Consider the following 23,448-nt stretch of genomic DNA (forward strand, 5'->3'; position numbering starts at 1 on the left):
TCCCGTCATGCGCCCTGCCCCACCAGATAGGACGCCACCGCCATGATCAGCGACCTGCCGGCCTGCGATGCGCCGCCATAGTCGCTGACCAGAGACCGTACGTGAAGGCCGTAGCGCGGCGGCAGGCTGGGCTCCTGCCCGGTCAGCAACCAGTTGACGTTGACATCGAACTCGTGATGCAGACTGCGCAGGAAGCGACCGCCGGGCATGCTATGCCCCAGTTCCACGCAGCTGATGTAAGCCCCCGAGGTCTTCAGGCGCGCAGCGAAGTCGCGCTGGTTCATCCCCGCCAGAAGGCGCACGCTCTTGAGGCGCTCACCGATGGCGTCCTTGGAAATGCGCATGCCGGAGGTATCGGATTTACCGATGTGTTTTCCCATATCAGACTCCGAAAGGATAGGAGGCCATGACGCTGGCCTCCGGGGAGGCGGCCAGCGCGGCCAGGTGCTGGGCAGCAGCGCCCGGCCCATCGGGCGCGGAGGAATCATTGTTGAAGAAATCGAAGCGCTCGCTCTGTGTGAAGATCTGCTGCAAGGTCAGCACGCCATCGCTGAACTGCAGGCGACGCTGGGGATGCACCAGCGCCTCCAGCGCCCCCTCGCGCAAGAGGATCTGGCCGCCGCTGCTGAACACCAGCAACAAGTCGATGCCGAGACTGCGCACATCCTTGATCGATTCGATCGGGATCTTGCGCAGGGCGGTACCGGCCTGGGCGATGTCCAGCGTATAGGTGGTCTTGCCCGCCAAGGCTTCCTCGGCGGTCTGGGCTTCCTGAGACATGTTGCGCCCTCACTCCGATTTCTGGATGCGGATTTCCAGGCCTTCCACGCCGCTCTGGCTGGCCGCCTGCACCGGTTCGATACGCTGGCGGATGCGTGAGGCCGGCACGCCCAGGCTGAGCAGGTGGTTACGCACGGCCACGACCCGATAGAAGGCCATGCGGTTGGATTCGGACAGGCCTTCCACTGCCGTGGAGCTGATGGTGAAGGTCTGTTCGCGATTGGCGTTCCAGTTGAAATGGCTCACGAAGGTCTCGGTCATGCGCTTGGCCTCGATGCCGCTGAGGTCCACCGTACCGGGACGGAAGCGCACGATCAGCACGCTCGGACGCAGGGCCAGTGCTTCCAGCCCTTGCGGCAGGGAGCCGGCCGTGCCGCTGGCGTCAACCACGCGCTCGGCGGCGCCTTCCTTGGCCAGGTCGGCATCCGGAGTGGACTTGAGATTGTTGCCACGCTCCTTCTGGTTGGGCTTTTCAGTCTTGGACAAGCCTGAGGCCTTGAAGCGCAACTCGCTCTCGCGCAGCTTTTCCTTCAGTTCGGCAACGTCGGCCTTGTAGCGGATCTCGCTCTCATGCATGCTCTGCCGCAGGCGTTCCAGCTGGGCATGCAGCTCGTCCTCGGCGGCGATCTCCGGTTTGGCCTCATTGGGGCCGGGATAGGCCTTGGGATGCGGCTTGCCCAAGGCCAGCTTTTCGGTGGCCTTGGCGTCGACGGCCTCGTCGCGCGCCCGCATCGAGAAATACATCACCGCCATGGCCAGGATGGCGATGAGCAAGAGCAGGTACATGACCATGTTGACCATGGAGTCCACATAGCCCGGCCAGAAATTTTGTTCGTCGGAATCGACTGCTGCCATTTTTTTCTCCTTCATTTGTTTAAAGAAATACCGGATGGGCGCCCTGCTGGCCCCGTCCTGCGAACTTTGATGCGCCGGCCAACCGGCCGGCGCTTGCTACGATGCGACGCACTGCGGTGGGCTACCCGCTCATACGCCAAAGATCGTATGGGTATTGCTCTGGGCATACTGCACGTTCACCAGCAGCAGTGTGTAGGTCAAGCTGCCCGGCCCCGGGCCGTCCAGGTCGATGGACAGGATGGTCCCGTTCGCCGGGGCGGCCGAGGCCGTCACGAAGCGATCCAGGTTGGCCGCCGTCACGGTCTGGCCGGCCACGCTCACCTTGTCCATGCCGACCATGAAATCGGACACTCTGGCCATCAGCCGCGCCGAGTCGGTCGCACCGGAGGCGCCCACTACCAGCGTGTCCTTGCCCGCCCCGGTCTGCACCTCGGTGTTGTAGATGCCATTGGCGGTGGCGGCGGCGCCCAGCGGGATCATGTCATCCCCCGCCCCGGCGGTGAGGTTGGTCAGGCTCTGCGGCGCCCAGTACCAGCCCAGGGTCTGACCGCCAATGGCGGTGCTCTGGCCATTGGAAGGCCCGTCGGTGACATCGGTGGCGACGATGCTCAGATCTTTGTAGAACCCCGGTGCGAGCACGTTGGCCGGCGCCTCCAGCTTGAAGTCGCCCGCCGCGAACTGGTTGAACGCCAAGAGCTTGCCGCCCATACTGACCGTAACCAGGTAGCTGTGTCCCGAGCCTGCCGTCCCCACCGTGCCGGTGAAGCTGAGTTGATGCTGCAAGCCGCTGGAACCGGTCGAGTCACCGGCGGCTGCCGAGACCATCGCATAGCGCGTGGTGGAATCGTTGATTGCCTGGGCCGCCTGGCCGTCGCCAGAGACCTTCAGGTTGCTCAGCACTGGCGCCGTCGCCCCGCCCTGGACATTGAACACAATGTCATTGCCCGTCACCGTATTGCCGGCCACGTCGATGTACTTGCTGCTCAGAGTGTGCTGCCCCGCGCCCAGACTGCTGGCCGGAGTCAGGCTGAGCGTGACGTTGCTGCTGCCAAGGTCGGCGTCGCTCAGGGTGCGGCTGGCCAGGACCTGGCCCCCTTCCATCAGGCGGATGACATCCCCCGCTGCTGCTCGGGTTCCATCGAAGCTGACCTGGATGGTCGGCTGGGTATTGACATTGGCCGTGGGCGCCTGGAACAGCAGGCGCAGGTTGCCGATGTCGTAGCCCTTATCCATCGGCACGCCGTCAGGGTTGAAAGCGAAGACATCGGTATTGACGTCGTCAAAGCCGGCCTGTGCATTGAGGACCAGCGTCTTGGCGTCGGGAGCGGTAAAGAAGTAGCTCTCACCCATCACCAAGCGATTGTTCTGGTGGATCAGCCTGAAGCTGTGGTCGAAGCCTGGCGAGCTGGAGAAGCCGATCACGCTCCTGTCGTTCGGGTTGGTGGTATTGCCATTGCCGCTGAAGGCCAGGCCACCCCACTCGCCATAGATACCCTTGAGCGACGACAACAGGCTGACCGCGTCGCCACTGCCGGGCATCAGGCTGCTCAGATCCACGCTTTCACCATTGCTCAGGGTGTGCTTGTTGATCGGCCCCAGCACATCGGGAACCGACAACATCTTGTAGCTGAGCTGGTTGCCCGCTGCCAGCGTCGCCTTCAGCGAAGCCGGTACGGTGGTATCGACGCTGAGCTTGACGCTGGCCGTGCTCCTGTTGCCGGCCAGGTCGGTCAGGGTCAGGCTGGCGAGCCTGTCTCCGGCTTGCGGCGCGGCGTTCTTGAACTGGATGGCCTTGACGATGCTGCTGACCTCGTCGGATGTCATTGCGGTGCCAGCGGTCTTGCTGATGCTCAGGGTGCGGCTGGCGTCGTCGTAGCCATAGCTCAGTCCGGCCACGCCGCCTACCACGCGGTTGCCGATGGTGGTGGCGCTGGTGTTGAGATCAAGCGGCTGATCCAGCACCAGCTTGTCGCGCGCCAGGTCCAGCGCGGCGCCGCTCATGGCCAGCTTGATGCTGACGATGTCATTGGCCTGCTGGACCACGGTCTCCTGCGGGAACAGGCTCTCGCCCGCCGTCGCCCGCGCCGCACTGATGGACTTGCTGGCGCTGTTCTGCACACCCGGCAGCGCGCCATCCAGATCGACCAGCGGTGCGCGGGTATCGACCATCAGCGCAGCGGTGGAGGCGCCGCCGGTCTCGCCGGTGGTGCTGACCAGGGCGAAGCTGGCCGTACGCACTCCATCGCCCAGCGCTGCACCGCCCAGCTTGATGCTCTGCACCAAGGACTGCACCTGGCTGCCGCTGAGGGTGCTGCCATCGGTCTTGGCGATGTCCAGCGTGCGCGAGGCGGCGTCATAGGTATAGCTCAGGCCGGTGATGCCGGCCACGGTCCGGCCACTCACGGTGGCCAGCGACGCGCTCAGATCCAGCGGCGTATCCAGCATCAGCTTGTCGGACTTGGGATTCAGGCCAGCCCCGCCCAGGCTCACCCGCAGGAGGCGCGCGGTGGTGGCCGAGGGAGCGCCGACGTTGGCGTCGAAGGCCACGCCAGCTGCCAGCACGGCGGCGTCGGTGACGATCTGCGTGGCAGCGAGCTGCGCGCCAGTGGTCTTGGGATCGAGATCGATCAGCAGGTTGTCGCTGCTGATCGCCAGCGTGGCCTGCACCACTGGACTGGCCAGCTTGCCGGCATCGACCAGGCTGATGTCGATGGTGCGGCGGCCCGGCGTGGGGGCGACGTTCTGCAGCTTGATGTTCTCGACGATGGCCTCCACCTCCTGGCCGGTAAAGGTGCCGCCCAAGGTCTTGGTCAGCGACAGTGTCCGGGTAGCCGCGGTGTAGACGTAGCTGACGTCATTGACGCCGCCCACGGTCTTGCCCTTCACCGGCGCCAGGTTCTGGTCCAGCGCCACCAGGGCGTCCAGCAGCAACCTGTCGTCAGCCACGCGCAGCTCGGGGCCGCCAAAGACGACCTTGATGGTTGTGGTGCTGTTCTTCAACGGCGCGGCCACGTCGGCCAGGAAAGCCGTGCCGGCGCGCAGCTCGCTGTTGCTGGACTGGCGCAGCGCGGTGGTCTGGGTACGCGCTACTGCCGCGTCCAGGTCCAGCGTGGGCGGCGCGGCCGTCTCTACCAGCACGTTGAAGGTCGCACGCGGGCTGAGGTTGCCGGCCAGGTCGGTCTGCTCGACCCAGTAGGTCCAGGTGCGGGTGCGGGTGCCGTTGGAATTGATCACGGTCGCGCCCGGCTGCAGGGTCTGGCCGCTGCTCTGGCCGCCATTCTGCTGCGCCTCGATCTGGATCTGCGAGAAGGACATCGTCGCCAGGCCCCAGCTGCTCACGTCTTCCGGTTGCTGGATCTGTGGGGCTCCCACGTTCCATTGGAAGTACCACTCCTTGGCGTTGCCCTGCTGCGCGATCATGTAGCCGCCGTCCACAGTGGCGAACAGATACCAGCTCTGCGCGCCGATGGCCTTGGCGTAAGCCGGGCGGGACAAGTCCACCCGGCTCCCGTCGCCGGCAAATACCTCTACAACCAAGCTCTTCTGCAAGACGGCCAGATCGCTGGCCGACAGCAGGCGATACATGCCATTGGCGTCACTGTCGCTGCCGTCGTCGCGCTTGAGCCCGCTGACCTGCACGTTCCCTTTGATTTCCAGGGTCCAGCTGCCATTGGTGGTGGAGGCCTGCACCGAGCCCATGACCTGGCCATCGCTGCGCCGTACGGCCACCTGGGCGCCCTTCTCGGCCACGCCCGACAGCATGAAGCTGCCGTCGGTTGACACACTGGCGCCGTCGGAGGTCTTCCCTGCCGGGCTCATCATGTCCACCGTAGGCGCGTCGGCGCGGGTATCGAGGGTCATGCGCAGGGGATCGCTCTTGGGTCCGGTGTTGCCGGCCACGTCGATGGCGCGCACTACCACGCTCTTGTCGGCGTCGCCGCTGAGCTTGACACTGGCGCCGCTGCCATTGACCCAGCGCGAGCCGTCGTCGAGGCTGTATTGCCAGCTGGCGCCGGTTTCCAGGCCGCTGATGTTGAGCGTGCCATCGCTGGTGACGCCGTCGCTGGAGGAAGTCCCCGTATCGTTGGCCAGGGCCAGGCCCAGCTTGCCCTGCGGCAGGGTATCGAGGGTAAAGCTCAGCACAGCGCTGGCCTGGCCTTCGTTGCCAGCCACGTCCACCTGCCGCACCAGTACCGACTTCGGACCATCGGTATTGCTGCCGCCGTCGGCCGCGCCCTGCACCTTGAAGTTGTTGCCCACCGCATTGAGCCAGGTGACGCCGCCGTCCAGGCTGTATTGCAGGGTGGCGCCGCTTTCCATGGTGCTCACACCGACCGTGCCATCGTTGGTGATCCGGTCCGAAGCCGAGACGCCGGTGTCCTTCATCAGGCTGGCCGTGATCTTCGCCGGCGGCACGACATCGCGTATGAAGTCCAGCGGCTCGCTGATCGGACTGACGTTGCCGGCGGCATCGAACTGGCGGACATAGACGGTCTTGTGCGGATCGGCCACGATACCCTTTTCCGCATTGGCTTTTTCGTTCGCGGCAAAACCAGTCGGGCTATACCAGTTCACTTTATCCAGGCTAATCTCATAAGTGCCGTTGACTAGCTTGCCAAGGATGATGATGTCCCAGTCCTTGGTAATCTTGTCGGTCGAGGAAATCCCGGTATCGTTGCGTAATTGCAGGGTCACGGGGTCCGGCACGCGCGTGTCCAAGGTAAAGCCCAGGCTGTCACTGATAGGGCCGACGTTGCCGGCTGCATCGGTCTGGCGCACCTGGATACGCTTGTTGCCATCCCCGGTGAGCCGCACACTGGTGCCGCTGCCGGCGCTCCAGGTCAACCCGTTGTCGGTGGAATAGGTCCAGGTGGCGCCGCTGGCCAGGCCGCTGATATCGACGGTGCCGTCATTCGTCAGGCGGTCGGTGGCCGAAGACCCGGTGTCATTGCGCAGGGACAGGTCGAGCTTGGCCGGTGCGCCGGTAGCCAGCGTGAAGGTCAGCACGTCGCTGTCCGGGCTGGTCAAGCCGGCCGCGCTGGTCTGGTGCACGATGACGTTCTTGACGCCATCGGTATTGCCGCCACCGTCGGAAGCACCCTTGATGCGTACGCTCGTACCGGTGCCATTGAGCCAGTTGGCGCCGCCATCCAGGCTGTACTGCCAGCTGCCGGTCGGGTCCAGCTTGCCGATGTTGATGGTGCCGTCGCTGGTGATGAGGTCAGTGGCCGAGGCGCCGGTATCCCGGGCAAGCGAGAGCGTAGGCCGGTTCGGCAGTCCGCCGTCGAGGGTGAAGCTGAGCACATCGCTGACCGCCCCCAGGTTGCCAGCCAGGTCGGACTGGCGCGCCATGACGGCCTTGGGGCCATCGCCGCTGACCAGGAAGCTGGTGCCGCTGCCACGGCTCCAGTTCACCCCGCCGTCGGTGCTCCACTGCCAGCTGGCATTGGCTTCCAGGCCAGTGACATTGACGGTGCCATCGCTGGTGATCTTGTCATTGATGACGCCGGTGTCGCGCGCCAGCGCCAGGCTCAGCTTGGCCGGGGCCAGGGTATCGAGCGTGATGGCCAGGCTGTCGCTGAAGGCGCTGTTGTTGCCGGCCAGGTCGGTCTGGCGCACTACGATGGTCTTGTTGCCATCGAAATTGCCCACCCCATCGACTGCGCCCTTGATCTTGACGCTGGTGCCACTGCCGGCTGTCCAGCTACCGCCGTTATTGAGGCTGTATTGCCAGGTCGCGCCGTTTTCCAGCCCGGTCAGGTTGATGGTGCCGTCATTGGTGATCCTGTCGCTGGTGGAGGCGCCGGTGTCGCGCGCCAGCACCATGCTCACCTTGGCCGGAGCGGTGGCGTCCTGGACGAAGCTGAAGGATTCGCTGGCCGGTCCCTGATTGCCCGCCACATCCATCTGCCGCACGATCACAGTAGTGACGCCATCCGGCAGGCCCTTGAGCCTGACGCTGCTGCCGCTGCCGGCCAGCCAGGTGGTGCCGTTGTCGGTGCTGTATTGCCAGCTGGCGCCGGCTTCCAGCCCCGCTACGTTGAGGGTGCTGTCATTGGTGACGCGATCGGTCTTGCTGGGACCAGTGTCATTGGACAGCGACAAGCCCGGTGCGACCGGCGCAGTGGTGTCCAGCGTGAAGCTATAGCGGGCGGTGGGGGCGCTGGCATTGCCGGCCGCATCGACCTGGCGCATCAGCACGTTCTTGGCGCCATCGCTGCCGTCAGCACCATCGGCCGCGCCGGGGAACTTGACGCTGATGGCGCTGCCATCGATCCAGGTGGTGCCGCCATCGACGCTGTACTGCCAGCTGCTGGTGCCTTCCAGCCTGTCGATGCCGACCGTGCCGTCGTTGGTGATGCGGTCGCTGCCGCTGATGCCGGTATCCCGGCGCAGAGCGATGGCTGGCGTGCCGGGCGCGGTGGTGTCGAGCGTGAAGCTGAGCACATCGCTGACCGGGCCGACGTTGCCGGCCACATCGACCTGGCGCAGCACCACGTTCTTGACGCCATCAACGAATCCTGTACCGTCGGCCGCGCCCTTCACGCGTGCGCCTACGCCGACGCCATCGATCCAGCTGGTGCCGTTGTCTTCGCTCCATTGCCAGCTGGCGCCGGCTTCGATGCCATTGACGCTGAAGCTGCCGTCGCTGGTGAGGCGGTCGGTACTGCTGCTTCCGGTGTCCTTGACCAGCGCCGCGCTCAACTTGGCGGGCGCAGTCATATCCACGGTGAAGACCAGGGTCTGCTCGACACTGTCGTTACCCGCCTTGTCGGTCTGGCGCACCTTGACCGTGTGAGCGCCATCGGTGGCGACGTTGAAGCTGCCCCGGCCACCCGGCTGGTAAGGACCATCGTCGATGCGGTAGGACCAGTTGGCGCCGACCTCCACGCCGTTGACCAGCACCTTGCCGTTGTTGGTCACGCCATCGCTGGCGGACTGGCCCGAATCGAGCTCCAGCCGCACCGGCGCACCAAAGACCGGAATCGTCGTATCCAGCGTCACCGTATGGGTGACCTTGATCGAATCGATGCCCTTGACGTTGTTGCGCGACTGGATGCCGATGATCTTGTCGATGCCATTGGCGCCTTCCGCACCCAACGCCTTCCAGTCGGCGTCGCTAAGCGTATAGCTCCAGTTCCACACGCTGGTGCCAGTGCCGGAGTCACGCGTGACGATGCCGCTCTTCATGACCGAGCCATCCGGATAGAACAACGTCACCGTATCATCCTTGCCCGCCGTGCCGGTGAGGGTGACGCCAGCGTTGCGTTCGGCCAGGTTGATGATGTCATCGCCGGCAATGGTGTTGATGGCCGGCACGTTGGTGACGGTGAAGACGGCGTCGGCCAGGCGGGCCCAGGTATTGGTGTTGCTGCCGTCATCGGACTGGCGCGCCAGCTGGGCCAGCACCAGGGCCAGGTTGCCGTCGTTCACGCCGGTGATCTTCAGGGCGGCGAAGTCGGCCACGGTGGGGGGATTGCTGTTGTCGCCCTGCACCGTCAGCGCGATCTTGACCACCATGGCGGCAAAGGCGCTGATCTTCTGCGGCGTGTCGATGTCGGCGGCGGCGCGGCTATCGACAATGGAGCTCAGCAGCTTGACCGCGTTCTCGGTAGCGCCTGCGCCGCCGCCGTCGAGCCCGGCGAAACGGCCCAGGTCCACGCCGATGTTGGCGAAGTCGTCGGCGCCGGCCAGCTTGTCGTCGGCGGTATTGCTGGGCATGCCATCGGCTTGCCGCAACAGGCTGTTGTAGCTGTCCACCAGGGCTTGCACGGCCTTGACGGTGGAAACGTCGCTACCATCGACGGCGCCGGTGGCCAGCGCTGCATTGATGGCTTCCTTGTTGGCCGCTGCACCGACGTCGGCCACCCCGTGTACGCCAATGGCCAGGTAGTCGGCCACCTGGGGCGCATCGCCGGCATTGCGATCGGCATAGCCGATGATCTTGTTGATCGCGGCGCGCGCCGCCACCGCCATGGCCTGCAACTCGACCAGGGTATCCACATCGACCGGATTCTTCGATTGCAGTGCGGCGACGACGGCGTCGGTCTCGGGGGCCGACAGGTTCTTGATGCCCAGCGTGGCCAGGTCGGTGGCGCTGAGCGCATTTTCAGGCGCCACGGTGTCGCCGGTCTGCTGGGCGGCGATGTCCTGCACCTTGTTGGCAATGAAGGCCAGGGCGTTGAGGCTGTTGGGACTGTCGACGGCGGCCGCATTGGGCGCGCCATCGACCAGCTGGTTCAGCAACAGCAGGCGGCTGGGGTCACCCAGCTTGCCCAGCATTGCGCGATCCATGCCGATGTTGCTGTAGTCCTGCGCGGTGGGCAGGTCCGCCGGGGCCGCGTTGACCGCGCCATCGGCCAGCGCCAGGACCTTGGCATAGCTGTTGACGATGGCCTGCACCAGATCAGGCGAGCCGGCTTGGTCGGGGCCGACCGGACCCGAGGCCAGCGCCTTGTTGGCGGCGCTGAGGATGGCGGCGGCCACGGTAGCCGGGGCGGTGGGCAGGAGCACGCCCATGTCGGCGTAGTCCTGCGCGGTCGGTGCGGCATTGTTGCTATCGCCCGCGTAGGCGCGGATCTTGTCCTGCCCTGCCACGGCCTTGTCCACCAGCGCCTGCAAACCGGCCAGGGTGTTGATGCTGTCCAGCTTGTCGGCCGGCACCTGTTGCAGCTTGCGCTGTACCGCCGGCAGGTCGGCCTCGATGAATCCGCTCACCCCCAGTTGCAGCAGGTCGGCGCGCGTCGGCAGCACGACGCCGCCGCCGGCAGCGTCGAGCACCTTGGCCGCAGTCGTGGCCAGCGCCAGCCATTCGGCCGGCGTGTCGGCCTTGTCCGCCGTGAGCGGATCGATGACCGAATTGAGCAGGGTCAGGTAATTGCCCTTGTTGCGGGCCACACCGATGCCGTCCAGGTCGGCGCCCAGCAGGCGGTAATCCTCCTGGCCGGGGACGTTGGCGGACTGGTTGGCGCGGCCATCGGCCAGGGCCAGCACCTTGTTGGCGCTGTCCACGATGCCCTGCACCAGTTCGGCGGTGGCCGTACGTGCGCCATTGACGGGGGCGGAAGCCAGCGTCGAGAGCACCGTGAACAGGCCCTCTGGCATGGCGTCGGCACGGCCTGGCGTGGCTGCGCCGAACTTGTCCAGGCCACGCACGCCCATGTCAGCGAAGTCCTTGGCGGTGGGCGTGACAGCGTCGGCGCCGGCTTGGGCGACGTTGCCGCTGCTCTCGCGCTCGGCATAGCCGGAGATCTTGATCTGCGCAGCACGCGCAGCCAGGGCGACGGCCTTCAGTTCGGCCAGGGTATCCACTTCGGACGGACTGCGGGCCTTGATGGCGGCCATGAAGGCGCTGATCGAGGCCGCGGTGACCTCGGGATTGGCGCCCGTATTGCTCAGCCCCAGGGTGGTCCATTCGGCCAGGCTGATGCCGGCCGGCGCCTGATCGGGGCGCAGGTCGGCGTCGGCCTGGCGCATCACGCGGTTGACGATATCGACCAGGTTCAGCGCAGCGATCTTGGCCGGGTCGGAGACCGAGGCGAAGTTGGGCCGGGCGTTGAAGGCTTCGTTCAACAGCTTCAGGTTGGCTGGCGCATTGTCGACGGCTAGGCCGAGCGCGCGGAACTCATCGAAGGTCAGCGGCGCACCGGCGCGCGGCGTGCCATCGGCATTGGTGGCGTCGGCGGCGGGACGGTTGGCGTCGCTGATGATGCTGCCCGCCGAGGCCAAGCCGCGGATCTTGGCCGCTGCCGTGGCGGCGGTCTGCACCAGCCCCAGGGTGAGCTTGCCCAGGCCATCGCTGCCCAGGGTGCTCAGGCCGCCATTGATCAGGCTCATGGTGGAAGGCGTATTGCCATCGGTCTGGCCGAGGATATTGCGCACGCCCAGCATGCCCAGGTCGTTACCGCTGGGCGCAGTGGCCCCTGGCGCCCCGGCCACGTAGTTGGCGACCTGGGTAGCCAGGTCGGCCAGGTTGGCGATCTTGTCCGGCGTGGAGACAGCATTGCGGCTGGCCTGCGCATCCAGTGCCGTGACCAGCAAGGTCAGGCTGGCGCTGGCGCGGGCGCTCTCGGCCGGCAACAGGCCGCCGGCAACCGGATCGGGCAGCTTGGCGCCGGGCACGCCGATGCGCAGGAGTTCTTCGCGCGTGACCGGCTTGGGCAGGTTGCCGGCGATGCCATCGGCGGCCTGGAAGACGTGCTGGTAGGCATCCACCACGCCTTGCAGCTTGGCCTTGCTGTCGACCAGGTTGGAGCGACCCAGCGCCTTGACGGCGGCGTTGATGGAGGCCAGCGTATCGGCCCCCACGCCGACCACGCCGGCGCGGCCGTAGTTGTTCACCGTGGGGGTCAACACCGTTCCCACCGGGCCGAGGGTGGCGTCATTGTTGGCCACGCCATCGGCATAGTTGCGGATGATCTTGAGGTCTTTCAGCAAGCCATCCACCAGCGCCTGCAAGCGCGTGCTGCTGTCGATGCGGCCCACCTCGCTGGCCGCCACCAGCGCCTGGACATTGGTCAGGAAGGCTTCATCGAGCCCCTGCACGCCCAGGGCGGTGAAATCATCCAGGGTGAGCGCTGCGGCGAGGCCGGCATTGCCGGCTGCCGCCACCATCTTGCCCGCCGAGACATTGACGAGGTCGATCTTGGCCGGCGTGTTGACACGGTCCGCACTCAGCGCATCCAGAGCGGTAGTCAACAAGCTCACGCGATGGGCGTCGGTGGCGGCATTGACGCCCACCCCGAGGCTGGCCAGTTCGCCTGCCGTGGGCAGGTTGGCGCTGCCGACCGGGTCAGGAATGGCGCGCTGCCCATCGGCGGCGGCCAGCACCTTGAGATAGGCGCTGGCGATACCCTGCACCTGCGGCTGGGTGCCGGCGCGGCTGGCGTCCACCACCGTGGTGGCCAGGGCGGCGTTGATCGCGCCCACGCTGGCCGCGCTCACGCCGGCCACCCCCATGGCGGTATAGTCGTCAGCCGTGGGAGTGCCCAGGCTGGCGCCGGTGTTGTCCTGCGCATAGGCAGTGATCTTGGCCAGCGCCTTGACGGCGCGCTCGGCCAGGGCATTGAGGGCAGGCACGGAATTGATCTGCGCACCATCGGCGCCACTGGTGCCGATAGCGCCCAGGATCGCGCCCTGTTGCGCCACGCTGCGCGCACTGATGTCGATGCCCAGCAACTGCAGGTCGGCCACCGTGGGCGCGGCCACACCGGCCACGCCGGCGGCGTTGTCCATGAGCTTGTTGACGGTATCGACCAGGGCTTGCAGCTTGCCCACCGTGGCCACGCTGGCCGCCGGCATGCGGTCGATGGCGCTGCCCAGCAGCGCCGCCGCCGAACCGTCGGCGTCCTTGGCCGTGGCGGCATTGCCCATGGCCAGGCCGAGCGCGGCGAAGTCGTCGGCGCTGGGCCGCTCGGCCGCTGCGGTGTTGTCCGCGCCATCGGCCAGGGCCAGGATGCGAGCAACGCCATCGGCGGCCTTTTGCAGCACGGACTGGTCCTTGATGCGGTCGGCGCCGAGCTTCTGGATCACGCCATCGAGCAAGTCCTTGTTCTGCGCCGTGACGCTGGGCAGCCCCACCTTGAGGTAGTCGTCCAGGCCCGGCGCAGCGCCATTGGTCGCGCTGCCCTCGAGGATGCGGGTATAGGACTCGACGATGCCCTTGAGCTTGGCCGGATCACCGGCCTGCGGGCTATTGATGGTGTTGCTGGCCAGGGTGGAATTGAGTGCCACCAGCTTGTCCCCCGTGACCAGGACGCTGCCGTCAGGCTTGACCAGGCCTACGGCCAGGTAATCGACGGCGGTCGGGGCTGGCTTGCGGGCATCGTCGGCGTAGGCCGAGATCTTGACCTGGGCCTTCATCGCCAGCCCTGCCAGCGCCTGGACCTCGGCCAGGCTGTCGATCTTGCTCACGTCGGTCTGCGCAGACATCGCGCTCAGGGTGGCCGCTGCCGCGCCGGCGTTGGCCGCAGGCGGCAGGATGCCCAGCGCAATCAGGTCAGCCGCGCCCAGGCTGGGCGGCAGCCGGTCTGCGGCAAAGGTCTGCGCCGCACCGGCCAGGTTGAGCATGGATTGCACCGTGGTCAGCATGCCTTCCAGCTTGGCCGGGGTATTCATGACGCTGCGGTCGCTCTGCTGGTCCAGCGCGGTCTGCAACAGGTCCAGCGCGCCCGGCTTGGTGGCCGCATCGACACTCACGCCCACGGCCCCCAGGAGCTTGCCGAAGTTGGCGCGGGTGGTGTCGTTGAGCGCGGCGGTATCGGCGCGGCCATTGACCAGGGTAAAGAGCTGGTCCCAGCTGTCCAGGATGGCTTGCAGCTTGGCCGGGGTATCGATCTGGGCCGCGCCGATGACGGCGGTCAACAGACTGGCCGAGGCGCCCACCGCCTTGTCGGCCAGCACGCTGGCCGGCACCTTCAGGCCCATGGCCTTGAAGTCGTCGCCGGTAGGACGGCCGGCGTCGTCGGGGAAACCACCGGGGATGCTGCTCATGTTGGCGTAGGCCAGGATCTTGTGATACGCCGTCAAGCCGGTCGCCACTACGGTTTGCAGCCGGGCCAGGGTATTGACGTCATCACCGCTGTCGGCGCCGGCGCGGATGGCGTACAAGGCCGCCGCCACGGCCGCCGGGTCTTCGCTGGTCAGCACACCGCCATCGGCGGTGGTCACGCCCAGTTGCGCCAGTTCGGCCGCACTCACGCGCGCCGCATCATCGCTGGCCTGGGCCTGGCTGATCACTTTGTTGACCAGCATCCCCAGCGCATTGATCTTGGCCGGGGTATTCACCTCGGTGGGCAGCTTGCCGCCGATCACCGTAAAAAGCAGGGATTGCACTGCGCCATCGGTAGGCTTGCCGGTGTTGGTGGTGACGCCATCGATGGTCACGCCGATCGCCTTGAAGAAGCTGCTCTTGAGCGCAGCCGCATTGTCGGGCAAGGGGCCGTTGGCCGCATTCAGGATGGCCAGGTAGGCATCGACCACTTCACGCACATGGGCCGGCGTATCGGCCTGGGCGGCGTTGATGCTGGGCGTGCGCAAGGCAGCGTTGATGGCGGAAAGCTTGTCCGCCGTCACCAGCGGCGCGCGCACACCCACTGCGTCGGCCTGGCCGACCATGCCGATGTTCTTGTAGTCCTCCACCGTCGGGGTGGAAGTAGGATCGCCGTCGACGACCACATCGTCGGCATAGACGCGGATCTTGACCTGCGAGGCGTCGGCGCGGTTGACCAGGTTCTGCAGCTTCTCCAGGGTGTTGACCTCGGAGCCATCCTTCTTGCTGCCAGCAATGGCCGCGAAGATGGCGGGCCAGTTCTGCAGGCTGCCATCGGCATTGCGGCTCAGGTCGACGAACTTCACGCCCAGCTTGCCCAGCTGCACCGCATCCAGCGGCGGATTGGCCTGGCCGCCGGCGACCGTGACCATGAGCGACTGGATCAGGTTCAAGAGGCCCGCCAGCTTGTCGGGCAGTGCAATGGACTTGCCGTTCTCGTCGGTGGTCAGCGCGCTCAGGGTACTGGCATCGACCGTGTCGGCCAGCATCGCCACGCCGGTTGCACCGGCATTGTCGATCTTGGATTTGGCCAGACCCAGCGCCAGGAAGTCATCGGCGGTAGGCTTGGGCGAGGCATCGCCGGGATTGCCGTTGGCCGCATCCACCACGTGCTGGGCGGCGATCACCAGGCCCTGCAATTGCGCCGGGGTCTGCACCTGGCGGCCGGTAATGCTGTCCGAACGCAGGGCATCGTTGATCGCGCCCAGATAGGCGGCGCTGCTGCCGCTGCCGTCGGCGGGCAATTGCAGGCCCAGGGCGTCGAAGTCGGCCACGGCCGGGGCGGCGCCACCGTTATCCTGGGCGAACTGGACGATCTTGCGCTGGGCCGCGATGGCGGCGTCAGCCATGGCCTGCAGGCTGGCCACGCTCTGCGCGCCGCTGCCGTCATTGGCCGTGGTCTGCAACTTGCCCAGCAAGGCAGCGAGGGTGTCGCCATCCATGTTGCGCAGGCCCAGCGCGCTCAGGTCAGCCGGCTTCAAGGTGGAACTGGTGGGCGGGTACTGCACCGGATAGCGATCCGGCAGCGGCGCCACCGCGGCCACCTGCATCAGCTTGTCCACGGTGATGGCCAGGCGATTGAGCTCGCCCACCGAATCCACGCTGGCCGTGCTGGCCTGGGCATGCACGGCACTGTTGAGCAGTTCCAGAGCGCTGGCGGCAGTGGCCGGCAGCGCCTGCGGCAAGCTCACGCCAATGGCCTGGTAATCGGCCTGGGTCGGCGCATCGGCGGGGCTGCCTGCCCCGTTCACATAGGCCAGCACCTTGGCATAGCTGGTGGCGATGACGTTGAGCTGGGTGAAGCTGCGTACGCCACTGACGTCATGGGTGGCGGCGGTGTCGGGCGAGCTGGGCTGGCCGGTGACAGGGTCGCTGGCATTGCCCTTGAAGCGCACCGCATCGAGGAAGGCGTTCTGCGCGGCGCTGTTGCCCAGCGCAACCAGGCCGAGCGCCTGCAGGCTCTTCAGTCCCAGGGTGGTGCTGATGTTGCCGACCACCGGGTCATCCTTGCTCTCCTTGGCCAGACGGATCAGGTCGGCCGACGTGGCCGCCAGCGCGGCCAGCTTGTCGGGGCTGGAGACGCCCTCCTTGCCCTGCGCGCCGACCACGCTGTTGAACAGGGCCAGCTTGTCGGCGTCCGGATTGAGGATGGTCTTGCCGCCACCGGCCTTCTGGCTCACGCTGCCCATGCCGATCTGCGGCGCACCCAGCGCCACCCCGATGGAAAGATAGAGGTCGGGCGTGAGCGCCGCGCCGGAGCCATCACCATCCTTGCCATCGGCGGCGTCGAGGATGGCGTTGTAGGCGTTGATGATGACCTTCAGCTTGGAGCGCGCATCCACATCCTGGCGCGTCAGGCGCGCCACGGCGGCGTTGATCGCCCCGAGGTTGTCGGCGCTGACGGCGGCGGCATTGGGGCCTTTGTCCACGCCCACGGCCAGGTAATCGGTCAAGACCGGCGCCGGATTCTTGGCGCTGTCGGTGGCGTAGTTCATGATCACCAGCAAGGCCTGGTTGACGCTATCGACCACGCCCTGGACCTCGGCCACGGTATCGACATTGACCACGCCGATGCCGCTCAGGCGCGTCAACACCAGCTCCAGGTTGCCATCGGCGCCGGTATCCACGCCATTGATGCCCAGGGTGCGGAAGGTGTCCTCCCACTGGCTGCGCTGCTCGCCGGTGAGCGCCGGCTGCGGCGCTCCTGCGGGCAAGGCGGCGGCCTGCATGATCTGGTCGATGGCCAGACCCAGGCGGGTGATTTCGCTGACGGTGTCGACCTGGCTGCGGCTCTTGCGCTTGAGGCTATCGTCCAGCAATCCCAGGCGTGCAGCCTGGTCGGCGGCGTTGCCGGGGTTGACGGTCAGGCCGTTCAACTGTGCGCCGATGGCGGCGAAGTCGATCAGCAAGGGATCGCTGCCGGGGGTGGCGTCGGGTGTGCGGTCCTGGTTGGGAGAGGGGCTGCCGGCTGCCGGTTCGGCTTCGTTGGCTTCGGCCAGGATACGCGCATAACCGTCGATGAGGGCCTGCAATTTCTCAGGGGTAGAAATGCTGGCGTAGTCCACCGCATCGATGGCGTTGGCGGCCGCCTTGGCCACGGCGGCGTCGTTGATGGTCGCGCCGGCGGCCTGCAGGCTGGCCAGCGCATTGACGAACTGGTCCACCGCTGCGCCATTGTCGGCCACGCCATCGGCCAGATGGCTGATCTTGACCAGCGCATCGGCGCTGGCCTGCAGGTTGGCGGCGATGGCGGCAGTGGCCGGCTTCATCGCATCGAGCACCCGCTGCATATTGCTCACCAGCAGCGCCTGGGTCTGCGGCTCGTCAGCGGCCAGACCCGTCACCCCCACCTTGGCCAATACCTCGACGGTCAAGGCCAGCGCTTCGGCGCTGGGCTGCCCATCGGCGCCGGACTTGCCATCGGCCGCTGCCAGCACCAGGTCATAGGCGCTGGCGATCTCAGCCAGCTTGGTGGGCGGATTGACTTGCGCCGCCGTGACGGCGGGCATCTGCAAGACCGAGTTGAGCGCCTTGACGGCCACATCTGCGGTAGCGTTCTTGAACAGCGCGCCCAGGTCCAACCCCACGCTGCGGTAATCGGCGGCCACCGGAGCGGCGGCGCTGGGGATGCCGTCGGCATAGGCATCGATCTTGGCCTGCGCCAGGCGGGCATTGTCTGCCAGCGCTTGCAGCTTCAAGCCGCCGGCGGGCAAGGTGCCGATGATGCCGCTGCCATCGTCGGGACTGGCGGCGATGGCCGCCAGCACGGAACGGAAACTGCGCCCGTCCAGTCCGGTGATGCCCACGGCGCTCAACTGCGCCTGGGTCACCAGGGCGTCACCCATGCCAGCCTTGGCCTGGAAGATCAGGTCCTGGGCCGTATCGGCCAGACGCGCCAGCGCCACCAGGGTGTTGACGTTGCTCAGCGGCTGCGCATCGACCAGGGTATTGAGCATGCCCAGCACCGGCGAAGCGGCGCCGTTGGCCGCCGGCTGCAAGATCGCCAGCAGGTCCGGCCCCATGCCGATGGTCTGGTAGTCCTGCACGGTGGGCAGGCGCATGGCGTTGCCGGCGCGTCCATCGGCAGCGGCCAGGATCACGCCATAGGCGTTGACGATGGTCTGCACCAGGTCCGGGGAAGAAGTCTGCGCCGAGGTGACCGGGGTGCTGGCCAGGGCCGAGTTGATGGCGTCCAGGGTGGCTTCCTTCACGCCTGTCACGCCGATGGCGACATAGTCGCTGACCGCTGGCGCGGGCTTGGTGGCGTCGTCGGCGTAGGCATTGATCTTCTGCTGCGCGCGCGCGGCGGAATCGATCAGGGCCTGCAGCTTGCCCTGGCTGTTGATGTCGCTGCCATCGTCGGCGCTGGCCTTGATGGCGTTGATCACCGAGGGCGATTCGCCATCATTGAGATTGTTCACGCCCAGCAGCGCCAGCTTGCCTTTGAGGTCGGCCACGATCTCAGCCGAAGAAGTGCCGCTCAATACCGATGCATCTCCTGCGGCCAGGTTTTCCAGCGCATTGGCCGCCGCCACGAGTTGATTGAGCGTGGCGATGTTGGCCAGCTCCTGCGGCTGCTTGCCGGCCAGCACGGAGTTGACCAGAGCCTTGCCGTTCTCGTCACGCGGCGCGGTCGCGCCGATGGCGGAGTAATCCTTGAGCAAGGGATCAGGACGTGCGCCGGCCAAGTCACCCGCCTTGCCGAGGATGCGCAGGTAGGCGTCGGCCAGTTCCTGGACCTGGGAGGGCAGCGCGACGCGCTTGGCGTCCACGCTGGCCGTGGCCAGGGCGGCATTGAAGGCGCCCACGCGCAAATCGTCCTCGGCGCCCTTGATGCCCAGGTCGTGGTAATCCTGCTGGGTGGGGGCGGTGCGGCTGGCGTCCTCGGCATAGGCGCGGATCTTCTCGGAGGCCGCCAGGGCGCGCGCGGCGACGTCCGACAAGCGCGCCAGGGTGTTGACGGAAGAGCCATCATCGGCGCTGCCGGCAATACCCGACAGCACCGCCGGCAACTGCGCGGCCGTCAGCGGCGGATTCAGGTGCAACTGGTTGATCTCATCGAGCGTCAGCGTGACCGGCTTGCCGGCGGCCAGCGCCACCACCTTGGCGGCGATGGCGGCCAGCGTATCGAGCTTGGCCACGGTATCGATCTGGCCACGCGGGCTGGCATCGACGGCCTGGTTGAGCAGGCCAGCGACATTGCCCTGCAACGCGGCATTGTTGGGGAAGCTCTTCTTGATGGCGTGCACCCCCACGCGGGCATAATCGTCCAGGCTGGGCAACAGCGGTGCATTGCCGCCGACCCCGTCGGCGGCGGCCAGCACCAGGTTGTAGGAGCGCACCACCGAAGCCAGCAGGGTCCACGAGCCAATGCCATCGGCCCCCACTGCCTTGACGGCGTTATTGATCGTGTCCACGTTGGCCGCATTCACCTCGGCGCCGGCGGTGGCGGACAACAGCGGATGCTGGTAGTCGGCCACGCTGGGCTCGCTCTGCGAGGGTTTCAGCGGGTTGATCGGCACCAGGCCCTGCGCATAGTTGAGGATGGTCTGCAAGGAACCGATGCTCACGCCCACCACTGCCTTGACGTCGGCCAAGGTGCTCACCGCACCGGTGATCCCCAGGCTGTCGCGCACGGCCTGCGGCACATTGCTGAGACTGGCGGCGATCTGGGCGACATTGTCCACCGTCGCACCCGTCACGCCCAGGCTATTGAAATCGTCCGGCGTCAGCGGCGCAGCCAGGCTCTGGCCCGCCGGCAAGGCGATCTGCTCGGCGATGCGCTGGGCCGCCTGGGCCAGCTGCTTGATCTGGGCTACGGTGGCGACTTCGCTGGTCTGCTTGCCATCAATGGCCCCACCCAGGATGCGCGCACCGGTGCCATTGAGCAGCGGCGTCACGCCCAGGGCGGCGTAGTCGGCGGCAGTGGGCAGGCTGGCCAGTTCGGTATTGCCGGACTTGCCGTCGGCCAGCGTCAACAGCTTGGCGACCGCCCCTACCGTGGTCTGGATGGCGGTGATGGAATTGGACTGGTTCTGCGGCAGCGCCTTCAGGGCGTCATTGACCAGGGCCAGTTGCAGCGGTGTATTCACGCCGCTCACGCCCATGGCCTTGAAGTCGGCCTGGGTAGGCGCCGGGCTGGTAGGCGTGTCGCCATACAGCGAGGCCTTGAACACAGCGGCGTCGGCCGCATCGATGGCCTTGCGCACCAGCGCCTTGAGCGAGGCAGCGTCGTTGACCTTGGAAGCGTCGGCGGTCGCGGCCACCGCATTGATGATGGCCGGAATATAGGTCTTGTCCACGGGCGCCGCCAGGGTGGCGTCGAGCATGGTACTGCCGTCGGCATTGACCAGTAAGGCGCGGGCCGCGTCCACGGCGGCGTCTTCCGCCGCCTGGGCGCGCGCCAGGGCGGTCTGGGCGCTGGCCAGGACGCTCTGCTTGGCCGCCCTGCTGCCGGCGTCGGCGCTGTCAAAGGCGGCCTGGGCTTCCGCCACGGCGGCGCGCGCCTCGTTGACGGCCTTTTCGCGATTGGCCAGCAGCACGGTCTGTTCGATCAGTCCGGTGCTGTCGACAACGAAGGTCTGGATGTTCTCGCTGAAATTGCCGGCCGTATCGATCAGGCGCAATTGCAACTGCGCCTTGCCGTTGCCGGTGGCGGTATCACCGGCCAGCGAGAGGCGCTCGCCGGATTTGAGCACATACCAGGTGTCGGGCGTGAGCGAACGGGTCGCGCCGTCGGACGACACCAGCTGCACGGTGCGGCCATCGGTGCCGGCGCCGCCCAGTACGCGGTAATGCAGTTCCGCGCCCGACTCCATGGCCGAGGCAATCGCCAGTTGCACATCCTTCTGCCGCGTGATGCCATCGACTGCCGACAGGCCATCGTCCTTGCCACCAGAGATCTGCAGCTTCAGCTGGGGCGGCGCGACGCTGTCCATGTTGAACTGCAAGGCATTGGCGACCGTATTGGCATTACCGTAGCCGCCGGTGAACTGGCTGCCCACCAGCACCACACGGGCCTTGACCCAGTTGCTGCCGTTGGTCTGCGCCACTTCGCTGGCGATATAGCTGACCTGGCCCTTGGCATCGACCTGGCCCGGGGTGAGCTTGACCGCTTCCTTCCAGCCGCCGAAGATCGGATTGCCCTGGGCATCGGTGGACGTGGCCACGCTGAACTGCAAGCGCTCGTTGTTGGCCAGCGCCTTGGTCAACGTGACCTGGACACTGCCATCGTTGGTGATCTTGTCGCTGTTGCCGGCCTTGCCGGGTACGGCGTTAGGATCGTCTCGGCCCTTGCCGGTATAGACGCTGTCGGTGACCAGCATCGGCGCGGAAACGGCGAAGTTGCTCATGTCCGGCGGGGTATTCAGGTCCACCCGCACGTCGGCATTGTATTTCCAGACGGTGTAGTTGGTACGGTTGTTGAAGCCATCGGTCACGGTCACCTGGGCGCTGACCGGCTGGGCCGGGTCCATGCGGCTCAACAGGTCGGCCGTGTCGGCATCGGCCGACAGGATGGCGCGCCCGATCTCGTCGGCGCGGGCCTGCGGCAGGTTCACGGCCAGGTCGGCGCCTTGCACGTCGCGTCCGTTGATGATGACCTTGACGGTGGCGAAGGGAGGCGTCTTCACCTCCAGCCCGCCTTCCAGGAAATCGCCCTGGTCCAGCGCCAGCGTGGCGTCGATCGGCGCCAGTTGCCATTCGTCAGGATTGGTCACCACGGCCTGCTTGATGTAGACGATGGGATTGGCGATGGCCACATGGTTCAGTTGCAGATAATCAGAGACCTGTGTGCGGTCCGGCAGTTGCTGCAGGCTGGCCAGCAGTTTCTGCGCAGACTCGACGGCGTCGGCGCTGCTGGCGGGGTCATAGATGATCTTTTGCAGCGGTTCGCTGAACAGATGCGACTGCATCAGGTTGGCTGCCGGCAGGGCCTGGCCCTTTTCATTGGTGGCCCATTTCAGCGAAGCACCGGCGCCGTCCACGAACTGCAGTGCATCGGCCAGTTTCTGGATGGCGTCAGCCTGGGTGGGATAGTTGTTGCGATCCAGTTCGACCAGGTTGGCGATGGCCTTGAGCGCCGCGCCGTAGTTGTGCGCCTGGTTGCTGATGGCGTTGGTAAAGGCGGCATTGGAGATCACCTGGCCCTGCACGTTGACGGTGGAGGTAGGCACGACCTCACCAGCAATGGCATCGACCTTGAACAGGCCACCCACGGCGTTATTGGCGTTGTTGACGGCATTGACGTCCAGGCTGGCGGCACCAGGATTGACCTGGCCCTGGGCCAGGCCGGCCTTGATGGCGGCCAGCTCGGTGAGCGCGGTAACGTTGACGGTCTGGTTCACGCCGCCGGCCACGGCCAGGGCGCGCAGGGGAATGACGCCCAGGTCGGTCATGCGCAGCGAGGCCTCATCGCCGAAGTTGTCGGGGACGCCCGGGGTGTTGTCGCGGATGACCACCAGCAGCACGCCCTTGTAGCCGGGCGACTTCAGGGTCAGCGAATAGTGGCCATCGATCACCTGCACGGCGTCGCTGATGGCATTGCCCCGGCTGTCATAGGCGGTGGCGGTAGCGTTGTTCAGGGGACCGAGCATGGCCGCGCCGCTGATGACGGCGTTGATCTTCTCGGGCGTATCGGCCGGCGATGCGGCGGCAGCGGCGGCGCCAGCGCCCCCACCTCCTCCGCCGCCGGCTGCGGCGGCCAGCAGGGCCAGTACGCCGGCGGCAATGGGCCACTGTACACCCCAGTTCTTTTCGGAACGGGAGTTGATCTCCACGTCGGCCATCTGCTTTTGCATGTCCGGCGTCTTCACCGGCGAGGATTCGGGTTGGGCGATGTTGCCTGGAACGCCCGTATTGGGATCGGCCACTTCGGGCGCTTTCTCGCCCTGTTCGGCCACCACCGGCTTTTGGCTATCGTCTTCCGTCCGCTTGGCCTTGCTGGCCTTGATGGTGTTCTGGTTGTAGCGGGTGATTTCCTTGGAGCTGATGGTCAGGTTGGCTTCCGGCGACACATTGATCTGATCGATCTGCTGGAACATCCGACCCATCTGCAATTGGCCATCGGCAAATTGCAGCGGTGTCTCCGGTGCGTTGAGCGCCTGCATCGCTCCGCCGCTGATGATGATGCTGTCGCCATTGGCAAGCACGATCAGCAAGTCAACGTCGAGGGCACGCACATCCTTGATGTCGCGGATGGAAATCTTTTTCAGGAATTGGCCAAGTTCAGCCAGCTTCAAGACGGTGGTGGTCATTCTAGGTTC

At 66.4% G+C, this 23,448-nt stretch carries 4 protein-coding genes; all 4 read right to left on the reverse strand.

The features are described from left to right. Nucleotides 1-5 precede the first annotated feature (5 nt). The 4 genes from ACP92_RS15210 to ACP92_RS15225 all read right to left on the reverse strand — a co-directional run bounded on the left by ACP92_RS15210 (nucleotide 6) and on the right by ACP92_RS15225 (nucleotide 23,439). Nucleotides 6-380, reverse strand: coding sequence for a helix-turn-helix domain-containing protein (locus ACP92_RS15210; protein ID WP_013234994.1), 375 nt, complete (start codon nucleotides 378-380; stop codon nucleotides 6-8). Between the two features lies 1 nt (nucleotide 381). After that, on the reverse strand, nucleotides 382-780 hold the full coding sequence (locus ACP92_RS15215) for a hypothetical protein (RefSeq protein ID WP_013234995.1): 399 nt from the start codon (nucleotides 778-780) through the stop codon (nucleotides 382-384). 9 nt (nucleotides 781-789) lie between these two features. Then, nucleotides 790-1,635, reverse strand: a complete 846-nt coding sequence (locus ACP92_RS15220) for a hypothetical protein (RefSeq protein ID WP_013234996.1) — start codon at nucleotides 1,633-1,635, stop codon at nucleotides 790-792. 129 nt (nucleotides 1,636-1,764) lie between these two features. Continuing rightward, complete coding sequence (locus ACP92_RS15225) at nucleotides 1,765-23,439, reverse strand: Ig-like domain-containing protein (RefSeq protein ID WP_156181792.1); 21,675 nt, start codon at nucleotides 23,437-23,439, stop codon at nucleotides 1,765-1,767. Between the last annotated feature and the right edge of the window lie 9 nt (nucleotides 23,440-23,448).

Origin of the sequence: Herbaspirillum seropedicae (assembly GCF_001040945.1) — a bacterium.
Taxonomy (GTDB): Bacteria; Pseudomonadota; Gammaproteobacteria; order Burkholderiales; family Burkholderiaceae_D; genus Herbaspirillum; species Herbaspirillum seropedicae.